This is a genomic window from Rhizobium sp. PK7-22 (assembly GCF_056530405.1).
Genome location: NZ_CP096513.1, coordinates 794,155 through 806,838, shown reverse-complemented (window position 1 = coordinate 806,838; position 12,684 = coordinate 794,155). Strand labels below are relative to the sequence as shown.

The window sequence follows — 12,684 nt, the reverse complement described above, 5'->3', positions numbered from 1 at the left end:
TGATGGCGCGCTACTTCTTCCATATCCATCATGACCTCAACTATCTGGACGAGGTCGGGACAGAAGTCGCATCCGATGATCTGGTTCTTCCGCTGGCAGTGAAGACAGCCGCGACAATGATGGCCGAAGACGACACCCTCTGGAACGGGCGATGTCTTGCGATCCGGGTGATGGGAGAGACTGGCAATCTCGTTCTGACGGTGGAGCTGACCACGGTGGTCGCAATCGCGTCTTGATCCTCGATGCGCAGAGAAAGCCAGTGCCGCCGGCTTCGGCCTCAATGTCAGAACCGTACAATTCTAAGATAGATTATGGCACGCTCTAACCTGATGGCTCATTGTCTGGGCATTGCTTGCTGCGATTGGCGGCGCGCATGGGACCGGGCTCTTCCCCGACGGAGAACGGTGAAATGCCCATCTGCCAATCTCAGGTTCACAACCGGCTTCTGAAGGCGATGCCGCCGCAGTGCCTCTCTGTGTTTGCGAACAAGCTTGAACCGGTCGATCTTCCAATAGGTCATGTTCTTGTCGAGCCTGACGTTCCGACCACCCGCGTTGTCTTCATTGAGGGAGGCCTTGGATCTGTCGTTGCCAGAGCTCTTGATGGTGAGACGATCGAAGTCGGTCATCTCGGCCTTGAGGGTATGAGCGGCGTGCACCTCCTCCTGAAAACCAAGCGAACGCCGAACAAGACATTCATGCAGGTGGCGGGCTCAGGTCTGGCCATTCCATCCGATCTCCTGGAAGAAATTTTGCTCCAGCATCCTGAAGCTTCCGACCTTCTGCTTCGCTACATTCAGGCTTGCGAGCTGCAGCTCGCGCATTCCGCATTGGCGAACGCCAGATACCAGATGCCACAGCGCCTGGCTCGCTGGCTGCTGATGTGTCACGACAGGATCCGTGTTCCGGACTTGCCGCTGACACACGAGTTCCTTTCGCTGATGCTCGGGGTCAGGCGATCGGGCGTGACCGAGCAGATCCACGTCATCGAAGGACTTGGGATCATCAAGGCAACGCGAGGAAATATACACATCCTGAATCGGGCAAAGCTAGAGAAGCTAGCCGGCGGCTCTTATGGGGTTCCAGAACGCGAGTATGAGAGGCTGATCCTCGACCGGACAGATTAGCCTTTTCACGGAATCCGATTTCGGCTGGTTACGCGCCGTGCCAGCCGCAGCAAAACGAGGTAGCTAACTTTCGGAAATCGGGAGTACCCGCAAAGCACCAAGTGTGCTAATTTGCGGCAGCTTAGACCGTTACGACTTTCCCGGTCCAGGGTCCGGCGGCACACCGACCGCTTCTTCCAGTTGCTTCACCAGATGCTGAAAGTGCCGACGTGCGCGGAACAGCCGTTGTGAAGGCGCAATCGGATGTTCAACTACGCCCTCAAGGCACTTCACTACGTTGTGGGCCGCTTTCTTCAACGGAGGATGTTGTACCAGGCTCGCAATCGCATCTGCGAGACGATACATTTTTCGATAGCTGGCTGCGCTCAGCGCCTCCGCAAGCCATTCTTCTGCGTGCTCAATCATTGAGCCTCCCGATCTGCCATTCGATCCAGAACGCTCTTTTAGCAGATGGGTTCTGCCTCAAAAGTGCAGCCTGACCCCATGGTTAGCAGAGCGTTCTCCCGCCTCGAACACGTGAGACCCGTCAGTCGGGACATAGAAAAGATCGCACGAGCGGCGGCGCCATGGCATTCAGCCTTCCCTACGCGTGGGGCGGTGGCGCTAAGGAAGCGTTTCCAAGCACCAGTGTGGCGAGTGCAGGGGGGATCGGTCGATCGTGTCCCGCAGCGTGGTGTAGCAGGGTAGCGGTGGTCACCGGTGTTTTCCGATAGGGTCGGGTTGTTGAAGCTCAACCTGAAGGACACCACCGATGACCGACGACATGATGAACCTCCGCTCACTCGTTGAGAAGAGCGCCGACGCCGATTTGCTGCGTGATATGATCGGCTTTGCTGCCGAGAAGCTGATGGCTCTGGAGGTCGGCACGAAGACCGGCGCGGGCTATGGCGAGAAGAATGGCTTTCGACTGGCCCAGCGTACCGGGCTATCGCGACCGGGACTGAGAGACGCGGGCGGGCACCGTTGAGCTGCGCATTCCGAAGCTGCGCACCGGCAGCTATTTCCCGAGCTTCCTTGAGCCGCGCCGCATGGCGGAGAAGGCTCTGACGGCCGTGATCCAGGAAGCCTATATCGAGGGTGTTTCGACCCGCTCCGTCGATGACCTGGTCAAGGCCATGGGCATGAGCGGCATCTCCAAGAGCCAGGTCTCGAGGCTTTGCGAGGAGATCGACGACAAGGTGAAGGCCTTCCTCGACAGGCCCATAGAGGGTGAATGGCCCTACCTGTGGATCGATGCCACCTACCTCAAGGTCCGGCGCGGTGGGCGCATCGTCTCCGTCGCCGTCATCATCGCCGTCGGCGTCAACACCGACGGACGCCGGGAGGTGTTGGGCATGGAGATTGGCACATCCGAGGCCGAGCCGATCTGGACGGAATTCCTGCGCAAACTGACAAGAAGAGGCCTACGCGGCGTCAAGTTGGCTGTTTCCGATGCCCATGAAGGCATCAAAGCGGCTGTATCCAAGGTTCTTGCCGCCACCTGGCAGCGCTGCAGGGTCCACTTCATGCGCAATGCCTTAGCCCATGCTGGAAAGAGCGGACGCCGCGTTGTCTCCGCCTTTATCGCCACGGCTTTTGCTCAGGACACACCGGAGGCGGCAAGCAGTCAATGGCGCAATGTCGCCGATCAGATCAGGCCTAAGGTGCCGAAACTCGCCACGCTCATGGACAGCGCCGAGCAGGACGTGCTCGCCTACATGACCTTTCCCAAGCCGCACTGGGCCAAGCTACATTCCACAAACCCGATCGAGCGCCTCAACGGCGAGATCAAACGGCGAACGGAGGTAGTCGGCATCTTTCCCAACGATGACGCCATCGTCAGACTGGTCGGTGCCTTGCTCCTCGAACAAAACGACGTGTATGGACCGCTCCCGGTTTGCAAGGAGTAATTTGAACGTCACGGCAGACACGGTGCTTGCGGTCGTGTATCCGGCCTGTCTGTGCGAGCCGCTAGGCCGCTGGCCTTGATGGTATTCGCGGATCGGCGGCCAGACAAATGGACGAGCTCATATGGCTCGCATCGTTTCATGGGCCTTTGCCGAACCCGGATCATACCGGTTTGCCATCACATTCGCTTACCCTCGCAAGCCAGCACTGATCATAGGAACAGTGCTGGAGCTGTTATGCTGCAGACGGTGCCGCAGCAATTGGTTTGCGGTACTTCTCTTCACGCGTCAGCATTGCCCACAAGGCGCGTGCCGTTTTGTGCGCGACGGCGACAGCGGTGACGTTGGTCGGCCTGCGTGCCGCGAGCGCAAGCAACCATGGACGAGGCGTCACGTTTTTTCGGAACAGCGTTCCGACAATCGCTCTCGCGCCATGGATAAGAAGCGCCCGCAGATATCTGTCCCCTCCCTTGCTGATCCTGCCAATACGCTCCTTCTTGCCGCTGGCATGCATCCTGGGAGTCAGCCCGAGCCAGGCCGCAAAGTGTCGTGCTGATTGGAACTGACGGCCGTCTCCCACAGCTGCGACGATAGCGCTTGCAGTGATCGGGCCCACGCCTGGTGCGGTCGCCAGCCGAAGGCTATCTTCGTTGTTCCTATGCCACTCGACAATCTGTCGTTCGACAGCAGCGATCTGTTCTTCGAGTACATCGATATGATCAAATAGGGTATTGATCGCTTGGCAGGCGATTGCTGGTATTTGGTCTGACGTCATTGCGTTCATGCGCTGCCGCAACTCTGATATGCGGTAGCGGCCTTTTGATGCGATCAGCCCAAACTCACCAACCAGTCCCCGCGCCGCGTTTATCGATGCTGTTCGTTGCCGAACCAGCAATGAACGAGACCGGTGCAGAACAAGCACCGCCTGCTGATCTCGGGTCTTGATTGGAACAAAACGCATGCTTGGCCGACCCGCCGCTTCACATATCGCCTCTGCGTCTGCCGCGTCGGTCTTATTCCGTTTGACATAGGGTTTGACGTATTGCGGCGGAATGAGCCGAACGTCATGTCCAAGAATAACCAGCTCGCGAGCCCAGTGATGGGCGCTGGAGCATGCTTCCATCGCGATCAGGCAAGGAGGCAGCTTGGCAAAATACGCGACCAATTCACTTCGTCCAAGGCGACGGCGCAGAACGGTTTGACCGGCCTCGTCAACGCCGTGCGCTTGAAAGACTGTTTTTGCAAGGTCGAGACCAACGGTAACAACAGGCATGGAAACGCTCCTTCTGGCTAAAAGACACCGCTATATTCGCTGAGGGAAAGGGAGCGGTCCATACCATCAAATGGGCGGTCCAACGATCCGGCTACATGACACTTGAGACCATCGCCACGATGAGCGATGATCCTCTCATCAGCCTGCCAGCCGCAAGCTGATCCGATCCCGGCTCTGTCCGGAAGGCACGGCGACCGCCGAAGCTACACCACGTCGTGGGACACGATCCGGATGCTCTCCAGCACCCGCTTGGATGTGATCGGCGCGATACGCAGTTCGCAGAATTGGGATATCTTTCGCTGAAAATGGCGTGATGAAATGTCGTTTTTGGTCATGCTTCTTCCGTGTGTCTCAGCACCAGCGCCGAGGGCGAGCGGAAATAGGATGTGCCTTTTAATAAACTATATTCGGCAAGGGGCAGGCTCTCTCAGCTCGTCGCTGTTCGGGTGGAGCACGCGGGATTGTACAGCTGAGCAATAGATAGGCTTGTCATAGCTCATAAATGCGGATAATTTTGAGGTATAGAAATGTGGGCTATAACTCATGCAGTGGAACTGGCAGAACGCCGATTGGCCGAGTTTCAGGTACGACGCCGCAAGCTTAGCTCCATTCGAGCAGAAGTTTCTGCAGTCCGCCGGCGAAGTCATAGGTGCTGTTCGACACTTCAATGAAGACGACAGTAGCCAGCTTCGGGTTGAGCTCCTGAGTGACGAGGCGATCAAGACCTCGGAAATCGAGGGGGAATTTCTCGATCGCGCGAGCGTCCAATTATCACTCCGCCAACAGTTCGGGCTCAACACAGATGACCGACAGGTTCGACCCCAGGAGCGGGGAATCGCCGAGATGATGGCGGACGTTTATCGAAACTGGCATGAGCCGATGCATCATGAAGAGCTATTTCACTGGCATTCCATGCTGATGGCCGGAAATCGTTACATCGAAACGGTCGGCGCTTACCGCCAGCATGACGATGCCATGCAGATCGTGTCAGGCCGATTGGACAAGCCGACAGTACATTTTGAGGCTCCCCCATCTCGCCAAGTTGCCGCGGAGATGGAGATCTTCATCGCATGGTTCAATCAATCCGGACCAAGAGGGGAAAACCCGCTTCAGGCTTTGACGCGCGCAGCGGTCGGCCATCTTTACATCGAAAGCATACATCCTTTTGAAGATGGCAATGGCCGCATTGGTCGCGCGATTGCTGAGAAGTCGCTGGCGCAAAACATAGGACAACCAAGCCTGATCTCACTTGCCTTCACCATCGAGAAAAACCGAAAGGCCTATTATTCCCAGCTGGAACGCCACCAGCGGACGCTCGATATCACCGGCTGGCTCCTTTTTTTCTCAGAAACGATCCTTATCGCCCAGCAGGCGACGCTTGAGCGCATAGATTTCTTCATCCAGAAAGCAAAGTTCTACGACCGGTTCAGAGGCCACCTAAACCCACGGCAAGAAAAGGTGGTCGCGCGCATTTTCAAGGAGGGCATCGCGGGCTTCAAGGGAGGTCTGAGCGCGGAGAACTACATTTCGATCACAGCCACATCCCGCGCTACGGCTACACGCGACCTTCAACAACTCGTAGAGATCGGTGCACTTACGCGGACCGGTGAACGTCGGCATACACGTTACGCGCTACGGCTGCAGAACTAGATCCGCCCGAGAATTCCAGCGAACGACGGTTCGAATCCTTTCACATCAGGATTGTTGTCAATTGTTCATTCGAGTGGCATCGAATTTCTCTTTCGTAGTCGGATCCACGGTCTGAGCCCATAGCAATTACCGGCCCGGTTCTCGGGCCTATACAACCTCACATCCGGTCGCCGCTCTCACGCGGCTGCACCATTATCCCGCTTTCGACGGGCACGGGCTCAGGAGAACGGGACCAAACTCAAGGTCGGCGTTGAAAGCCAAAAGGATTCCCGGTCCGTTCACCTGGATCCGTCAGGGCTGATCAGGCTCTGAGGATTAGAAACTGTGTTTCGCAGCAGTTTGTGTTTCAGGCGGTTTTCATGATTGCACCTTCGATGACGACGCCGGAGCTCACATACTTCCAGAGGGCCACGAGCAGCTTACGCGCGAGCGCAACGATCATCGGCGTCTTTAAGCGGCCGGCGTTCCGCGCGATGCGCTCTTTGAACCATAACGTTAATGTCGATTTCGGTTGATGCCGCAACCATAGCCAGGCGAGCTCGACCATGGTGGCTCGCAAACGCGGATTTCCCGCCTTAGACACGCCCTGTTCGCGATTGACGTTGCCGCTTTGCCATGGGGAGGGGGTGAACCGCGCCGGGTTTGCCGGAGGCTCCAACTTCTGAGAAAGTGGAGCCATCATGAGCAAGACAACGAACAAGTTTTCACCTGAAGTCCGTAACCGTGCCATCCGGATGGTACTGGACCACGAAGCCGAGCATCCATCACGCTGGGCTGCCGTTTCATCTATCGCTGCCAAGATTGGCTGCTCGCCAGCCACCCTGCACGAGTGCGTCAAGAAGACCGAGGTCAACAGCGGCAAGCGTGCAGGTTTGCCGAATGACGTGGCGGAGAAGATGAAGGCACTGGAGCGGGAGAACCGCCAGCTTCGTCAGGCGAATGAGATTTTGCGCAAAGCCTCGGCTTATTTCGCGATGGCGGAGCTCGACCGCCCCTTCAAGCGATGATCTCGTTCATTGACGAACACCGTGGCGTGTTCGGGGTCGAGCCGATCTGCAGGCTATTGCCGATTGCCCCTTCAACCTATCACGAGAATGTCGCCAAGCGCCTGGACGTGGATCGCTTGTCGATCCGCGCCCGCAGCGATATCAGCCTGAAGATCGAGATACGTCGTGTCTTCGAGCAGAACTATCGGGTCTATGGCGTTCGCAAGGTCTGGCGGCAGTTGAAGCGTGAAGGCTTCGAAGTCGCCCGCTGCACTGTCGCTCGGCTTATGAGATCGATGAGCCTGCAGGGCATCATTCGGGGCAAGCCGATCCGCACGACATTCTCGGACAAGACGGCTCCGAGCCCGCTTGACCGGGTGAACCGTCAGTTCAAAGCCCCTGCACCAAACAGGCTGTGGGTTTCGGACTTCACCTATGTCGCCACCTGGCAGGGTTTTGTCTACGTGGCCTTTGTCATCGACGTCTTCGCTCGTCGCATCGTTGGATGGCGGCGAGCCGGACGGCGCATGCAGGCTTTGTCCTCGATGCCCTGGAGCAGGCTCTCCATGATCGGCGTCCCGCTCATGGCTGCGGCCTCGTGCATCACTCGGACAGGGGCGTTCAATACGTATCCATTCGCTATTCCGAGCGGCTGGCAGAAGCTGGAATCGAGCCTTCGGTCGGAAGCGTCGGCGACAGTTACGACAACGCCCTCGCCGAAACGATCAACGGTCTTTACAAGGCCGAGGTCATCCATCGGCGTGGACCATGGAGGAGCTTCGAAGCGGTGGAGTTCGCCACTCTTGAATGGGTCGACTGGTTCAACCACCGACGACTTCTCGAGCCAATCGGGAATATACCGCCAGCCGAAGCTGAAGAGCGGTATTACGCCATGCTGGACGAAACAGCCATGGCCGCATAACTCAAACGAAATGGCCTCCGGCAAACCCGGCGCGGTTCAGTTCCGACAGCCTGAGCCGACCGTGCCTCCAATGTTCAAGCCCACCTGCGAGCAGCCTGACCCCAGAGAAGTTACCGCTCTCTCTTCAACACGCCGTTGTTCGCGCTCTATAGATTCGTTCGCGCCCTTATCCTTCAGGATGGTGGCCGGAAGTAAACTCGCCAACAAGCGCCCGTCCAGCAGTTCGGGCGCAGTCGATCAGCTTCTTCTGGGGGTAGCCCAGGCGGGCATAGGCCGACAGCCCGCGCAAGTTCAGCAGCAGATAGTCGCTGATCCGATCAACTTCTGACTTCGGCGCGTGCGCGGCGATGTAGTTTCGAATCCGTTCTCTGGGCTCTCTCGCCAGGTCGCCTGCCAGCGCGCACGCCTGCTCGTCGTCGCCCTGCAGGGCCTCGGTAATCATGCATCCACGCTTGTCGGCATTCTTCGTATAGTGACGCGCGGCAGCGACCATAAGGTCCGTCAGCGCCTCCGCCGGCGGCCTGCCGTGACGAAGGATTTTCTCAATCTGCAAAAAGTCCGTCGATCGGTACGACCGCATTGCGCGCTCGAATAGCGCGAGCTTGCTGCCATAGGCCGCATAAAGGCTCGGCGGGTTGATTTCAAGCGCCTGCGTCAGATCGGCAATGCTCACTGCATCGTAGCCGCGCGCATGGAACAAGGACTTGGCAATTTCGACGCCCTTCTCGCGGTCGAATGCCGGTCGTCTCTGTCGGGTGGCAGGAGGTGAAACGGTGTTGTTTTCCATGTGTCAGATATAGCGGCTCCTACAACAACTCTCAAGCCGACAAAGGCCAGAGATTGTAGCGAGCGATATATAATGCTTGTCAGGAGGTGACTCGATCCTTTATAGCGGTCGCTACATGAAATCGCCAACTAAGGAGCCACCATGTCGTTCGCGCAGAAGATAGTTGTCGTTACAGGCGGTACGTCGGGGATCGGGCTTGCGATCGCGCAGGAACTCGTATCGCAGGGTGCGAAGGTCATCATCACCGGTCGCGATGCGCAAAAACTCAACGCCGCCGTCGAAACGCTGGGCAACGACGCCGAGGGCGTCCAGGCGGAGACATCTGATCTTGGCGACCTCGACCGGCTCTACGCGCATGTGAAAGACAGACATGGTCGGCTTGATCTCTTGGTTGCCAGTGCCGGCGCCGGTGAAATTGTCCCGCTCGCTTCGATTACCGAAGAGCATTTCGATCGGGCGTTCGACGGCAACGTGAAGGGCGTGACCTTTTCCGTCCAGAAGGCGCTACCGTTGATGGGCGAGGGTAGTGCGATCGTCATCATCGGCTCGACATCGTCGATCCAGCCCGGACCGGGCCTCAGTGTCTATGGCGGCACCAAGGCCGCGCTGCGCGCTATGGTTCGCGGCTGGGTCATGGACATCAAGGGGTCGGGTATCCGCATCAATATCCTCAGTCCGGGACCGACCGACACGGCATCGCTGCGCTCGTTCCTGGGCGACCAGGCGGAAGGAGCGATCGCCTATCTCAGCGATCGCAGCACGATCGGCCGCATTGGTCAGCCTGAAGAAATTGCCCGCGCCGTTGCGTTCCTGGGAAGCGATGCCGCCAGTTACATCAACGGCGCCGAATTGTTCGCCGACGGTGGCGCTTCGCAGGTCTGACGGCTCGCCAATCCACAAATCCCAGACTGACAACTTGGTGAAACCCGCCATGAAAGAGGAACCTCGATGCCTGCCAATGACTACACCCCTGACGCTCTCGACCTTCTCGTGATCGAGAGTGAGATCAACCGGCTGCTCACCACCTATGTCCATAACCTGGACGACGGAAAGATCACTGAGAATGCCGAACTGCTGGCCGACGCCCGGTTCCAGGTGGGCGACGCTGTCGTCAATGGCCGCGACGAGATCGCCCGGTTCTTCAGAGACAACGTGCAGCATCACCAGGATGGCACACCGCGGACCTGGCATGCGCTGTCGAACATCCTCATCGACATCGAGAGTGCAACGACGGCAAGGTCAGTGAGCTACTTCACCGTCCATCAGGAAATGCCCGGCCTGCCGCTGCAGCCGATAGTGACCGGGCGCTACGTGGACACGTTCGCGCTTCGCGATGGAAAGTGGCGATACGCCTCGCGCTGGGTCCAACCCCGCCTCTTCGGTGATGTCAGCTTCCATGTCGCCGCACCGCAATCCGGACAGCTTTGATCGGGACCGACGGCCCAAAAGTCAAATTCTTCAGCAACCAAGGGAGGCAGCCGTGGTGAGTGCAACGAGCTATAAAGGAACAATACAGTGAGCACATCAGACAAAACAAAAGTCGCCGTGGTGACCGGCGGCAGCAGCGGGATTGGCTTTGCCATCGCGCGAAAGATGGCGGCGCAGGGCATGCGGGTCATCATCATAGGGCGTCGCCGGGATGCGCTGGATCGGGCCGTCACGGAACTTGGCGGCGACGCGGTCAGCATCGTTGCCGATGTTTCCAGCACTGCGGGACTGGAGGGGCTGTTTACCGAGATCCGGTCGGAGTTCGGGCGGATCGATACGCTCGTCGCCAATGCTGGCGGCGGTGTCCACGCCCCATTGGGCAAGATTACCGAAGCTGCCTATGACCAGCAATTCGATACGAACGTCAAAGGCATCGTCTTCACCGTGCAAGGCGCATTGCCGCTCATGCAGCCGGGTTCGTCCATTGTCATCGTCGGCTCGACGGCCTCCATCGATCCCGGCCCGACCATGAGCATCTATGGGGCCACCAAGGCTGCGGTGCGTAATCTGGTGCGGAGCTGGGTCAGCGATCTCAAGGGCACAGGGATCCGTATCAACATTGTCAGCCCAGGCCCGACGAACACGCAAGCGCTGCGGGATGCTTTTGGCGAGCATGCGGAAGAAGGCATGGCTTTCCTCAAGAACAAGAGCCCGATCGGACGCATCGGCGAGCCGGAGGAAATCGCAGAGGTCGCCGTCTTCCTGGCGAGCAATGCCGCCAGCTACGTCAACGGCGTCGAACTGTTCGCCGATGGCGGCGCGTCACAAGCTTGAGAGGAGGAACGATCATGACCACCGATATCATCAATCACGTCGAGTTCCCGGTCGCAGAGGCGGAGCGCGCGCGCCGGTTTTACGAAGCGGTTCTGGGGCCGCTCGGGCTGACGCTCGTCATCAGCATCGATCCGGCTCGCACGCCCCATGGCGGCGCGCGGCACGGCTTCGGGAAGAATGGCTATCCGAGCCTGTGGATTCACCAGCAGGGCGGGACTAAACTCCCGATCCATATCGCTTTCACCGCGGGTGACAGGCCGGCAGTCGATGCGTTTCATGCCGCAGCACTTGCCAATGGTGGAACGGACAATGGCGCCCCCGGAATTCGGGAGCGCTATCATGCAAACTATTACGCGGCGTATGCCCTTGATCCCGACGGCAACAATATCGAAGCCGTCTGCCAAAGGGCTTGAAGCATCGCCAATCAGGCCATGGATCAAGACCTCTCATCTCCATCTGCTAGACATCGATAATCCGCGTATCGGCGATCGTTTCGGCAAAGCCATTGCCAAACAGCCCGGCAGGTGTCTGGAATCCGGGCCGGACCTCGCCGGCAAGCACACGTCGGGCCGCTTCCGCCGCGGCCATGGCGGTGAAGGTGTATCCGTTCACCGTATCGAGTAGCGAGCGAACCACCCTGCCGTTGGCGTCGGTGACTTCGACGGCTGCATGATAGCGGCTTGCTTCACGCTCTTCGAAGCTGGGACCGGCAGGCATCTGCTCGACCTCTCGCGTGGGGAACGCGCCGGCTGAAACATGAACGAAGGTTTCGATGTCGGACACGCCAGTTGCATGGTAGCGTCACGGGAAAGGATGATCGGGGTCCCCTTCCGAAATCGAAATCACGCAGTTCGTCCGGGCCGAGCGTGACGAGTTCCCCGTCAACGACGGCGGAAGCGTCGCCATGTTGGGCAGTCTCGCCGGTCATGCCGTCGCCCGCGTCTGGGACGCCCGAAAGATCAGCATCGCGCTTCATGTGGCAGGCACAATGTCGAGAGGATCGGCTCGAATTCGTTTTCAAGAGCTGGCAGCATGAGAGTTGATGCGATGACTGCAGAAACGCTGCGTGCGAAGTCTGACGCACTTATCGCTGCCACCAACGCCTTCGATGCTGACGCCGCCGTGAACTTGTTCACGTCCGATGCGGTGGTCGACGATCCATCGACGAGTCATTGTTTCGAGGGTCACGCGGGCATCCGCGATTACGTCGAGCGGTATTTCATCGGATATCACACGGTCACCCGCTGTCTCTCAATCGAGACCATCAACGAAACACAAGGCCGCGTACGGGTCGATTTCACCGGAGACTTCGGCCGCGAGGTCGGCCTACTCGATATCACGGTCAATGACGACGGGCTGATCACGCGCATCGACGCCGCCCTCGAGTAATTACAGAAAAGAGATCTCCTATGAACACGCTTATGATTTATGGAGCCGCCGGTTATACCGGTGGCATGGCAGCAGAGCATGCCGCTTCCGCTGGACTGAACCTCGTTCTTGCAGGTCTTGAGAAGGACCGCGCGACGCTTGAGTCGATGGCGCGCTCCCTCGGCGCAGGTATCCGGCTCTTTTCACTCGACGACGCAGATGCCGTCGCGACCGGCCTCGACGGCATTTCGGTGCTGCTGAACGCCGCTGGTCCCTTCGCAAACACGGCCGAGCCTCTGATGTCTGCCGCGATCGGTGGCGGGGCGCACGATCGCCTCATTTGATAGTCTAGGTGTTCCATTAGCGTGTATGGCGTCGAAGGCTGTATGCCTGACCTCCTGCTCGAGCCGTTACCGATACCTCC

The 12,684-nt window shown here is 58.6% G+C and carries 14 protein-coding genes, 3 pseudogenes and 1 other annotated feature; of the genes and pseudogenes, 11 read left to right on the top strand and 6 right to left on the bottom strand.

Going from position 1 to position 12,684, the window contains the following annotated elements:
- Window positions 1-2: 2 nt before the first annotated feature.
- Both M1E10_RS04045 and M1E10_RS04040 read left to right on the top strand, forming a co-directional pair.
- On the top strand, window positions 3-236 hold the full coding sequence (locus M1E10_RS04045) for a DUF6894 family protein (protein WP_499172835.1): 234 nt from the start codon (window positions 3-5) through the stop codon (window positions 234-236).
- A 173-nt stretch (window positions 237-409) separates the two neighbouring features.
- The gene (locus M1E10_RS04040; RefSeq protein WP_499172834.1) at window positions 410-1,126 is read left to right on the top strand and encodes a Crp/Fnr family transcriptional regulator; all 717 of its coding nucleotides are present in this window, start codon (window positions 410-412) and stop codon (window positions 1,124-1,126) included.
- A gap of 129 nt (window positions 1,127-1,255) precedes the next feature.
- Here M1E10_RS04040 and M1E10_RS04035 read toward each other — a convergent pair whose 3' ends face one another.
- The gene (locus M1E10_RS04035; RefSeq protein WP_499172833.1) at window positions 1,256-1,531 is read right to left on the bottom strand and encodes a hypothetical protein; all 276 of its coding nucleotides are present in this window, start codon (window positions 1,529-1,531) and stop codon (window positions 1,256-1,258) included.
- Window positions 1,532-1,877: 346 nt separating this feature from the next.
- Between M1E10_RS04035 and M1E10_RS04030 the strand changes: the two are divergent.
- A pseudogene (locus tag M1E10_RS04030) lies at window positions 1,878-2,982 on the top strand (IS256 family transposase); the annotation flags it as partial.
- 265 nt (window positions 2,983-3,247) lie between these two features.
- On the opposite strand, the gene M1E10_RS04025 reads toward M1E10_RS04030, so the two are convergent.
- Both M1E10_RS04025 and M1E10_RS04020 read right to left on the bottom strand, forming a co-directional pair.
- Window positions 3,248-4,285: an IS110 family RNA-guided transposase gene (locus tag M1E10_RS04025; protein ID WP_499172832.1), complete on the bottom strand. Its 1,038-nt coding sequence runs from the start codon at window positions 4,283-4,285 to the stop codon at window positions 3,248-3,250.
- A 203-nt stretch (window positions 4,286-4,488) separates the two neighbouring features.
- Window positions 4,489-4,620, bottom strand: coding sequence for a hypothetical protein (locus tag M1E10_RS04020; RefSeq protein ID WP_499172830.1), 132 nt, complete (start codon window positions 4,618-4,620; stop codon window positions 4,489-4,491).
- A gap of 208 nt (window positions 4,621-4,828) precedes the next feature.
- Here M1E10_RS04020 and M1E10_RS04015 point away from each other — a divergent pair, with 208 nt between their 5' ends.
- Window positions 4,829-5,935, top strand: a complete 1,107-nt coding sequence (locus tag M1E10_RS04015) for a Fic family protein (RefSeq protein WP_499172828.1) — start codon at window positions 4,829-4,831, stop codon at window positions 5,933-5,935.
- A gap of 346 nt (window positions 5,936-6,281) precedes the next feature.
- Here the strand turns inward: M1E10_RS04015 and M1E10_RS04010 are convergent.
- Window positions 6,282-6,572: pseudogene (locus M1E10_RS04010) on the bottom strand (transposase); the annotation flags it as partial.
- A gap of 43 nt (window positions 6,573-6,615) precedes the next feature.
- Here M1E10_RS04010 and M1E10_RS04005 point away from each other — a divergent pair.
- Window positions 6,616-7,843: pseudogene (locus M1E10_RS04005) on the top strand (IS3 family transposase).
- Window positions 6,897-7,013 (top strand) — a sequence feature (AL1L pseudoknot). Its footprint overlaps the pseudogene before it by 117 nt.
- 166 nt (window positions 7,844-8,009) lie before the next feature.
- Here M1E10_RS04005 and M1E10_RS04000 read toward each other — a convergent pair.
- On the bottom strand, window positions 8,010-8,630 hold the full coding sequence (locus tag M1E10_RS04000) for a TetR/AcrR family transcriptional regulator (RefSeq protein ID WP_499172827.1): 621 nt from the start codon (window positions 8,628-8,630) through the stop codon (window positions 8,010-8,012).
- 141 nt (window positions 8,631-8,771) lie between these two features.
- Between M1E10_RS04000 and M1E10_RS03995 the strand changes: the two genes are divergently transcribed.
- The 4 genes from M1E10_RS03995 (at window position 8,772) to M1E10_RS03980 (ending at window position 11,305) form a co-directional block, all read left to right on the top strand.
- Window positions 8,772-9,512 carry an SDR family NAD(P)-dependent oxidoreductase gene (locus M1E10_RS03995; RefSeq protein WP_499172826.1) on the top strand — a complete coding sequence of 247 codons (741 nt, stop codon included), beginning with the start codon at window positions 8,772-8,774 and terminating at the stop codon, window positions 9,510-9,512.
- 66 nt (window positions 9,513-9,578) lie between these two features.
- Entirely contained in the window at window positions 9,579-10,058 is a 480-nt protein-coding gene (locus M1E10_RS03990) for a nuclear transport factor 2 family protein (protein ID WP_499172825.1), read from the top strand.
- An 87-nt stretch (window positions 10,059-10,145) separates the two neighbouring features.
- On the top strand, window positions 10,146-10,892 hold the full coding sequence (locus tag M1E10_RS03985; RefSeq protein WP_499172823.1) for an SDR family NAD(P)-dependent oxidoreductase: 747 nt from the start codon (window positions 10,146-10,148) through the stop codon (window positions 10,890-10,892).
- 26 nt (window positions 10,893-10,918) lie between these two features.
- Entirely contained in the window at window positions 10,919-11,305 is a 387-nt protein-coding gene (locus tag M1E10_RS03980) for a VOC family protein (RefSeq protein WP_499173471.1), read from the top strand.
- A gap of 46 nt (window positions 11,306-11,351) precedes the next feature.
- On the opposite strand, the gene M1E10_RS03975 is transcribed toward M1E10_RS03980, so the two are convergent.
- On the bottom strand, window positions 11,352-11,675 hold the full coding sequence (locus tag M1E10_RS03975) for a saccharopine dehydrogenase family protein (RefSeq protein ID WP_499172822.1): 324 nt from the start codon (window positions 11,673-11,675) through the stop codon (window positions 11,352-11,354).
- A gap of 249 nt (window positions 11,676-11,924) precedes the next feature.
- On the opposite strand from M1E10_RS03975, the gene M1E10_RS03970 reads away from it, so the two are divergent.
- Together M1E10_RS03970 and M1E10_RS03965 are read left to right on the top strand one after the other, a co-directional pair.
- Window positions 11,925-12,281, top strand: a complete 357-nt coding sequence (locus M1E10_RS03970; RefSeq protein WP_499172821.1) for a YybH family protein — start codon at window positions 11,925-11,927, stop codon at window positions 12,279-12,281.
- 20 nt (window positions 12,282-12,301) lie between these two features.
- Complete coding sequence (locus M1E10_RS03965) at window positions 12,302-12,604, top strand: saccharopine dehydrogenase family protein (RefSeq protein ID WP_499172820.1); 303 nt, start codon at window positions 12,302-12,304, stop codon at window positions 12,602-12,604.
- Window positions 12,605-12,684 lie beyond the last annotated feature (80 nt).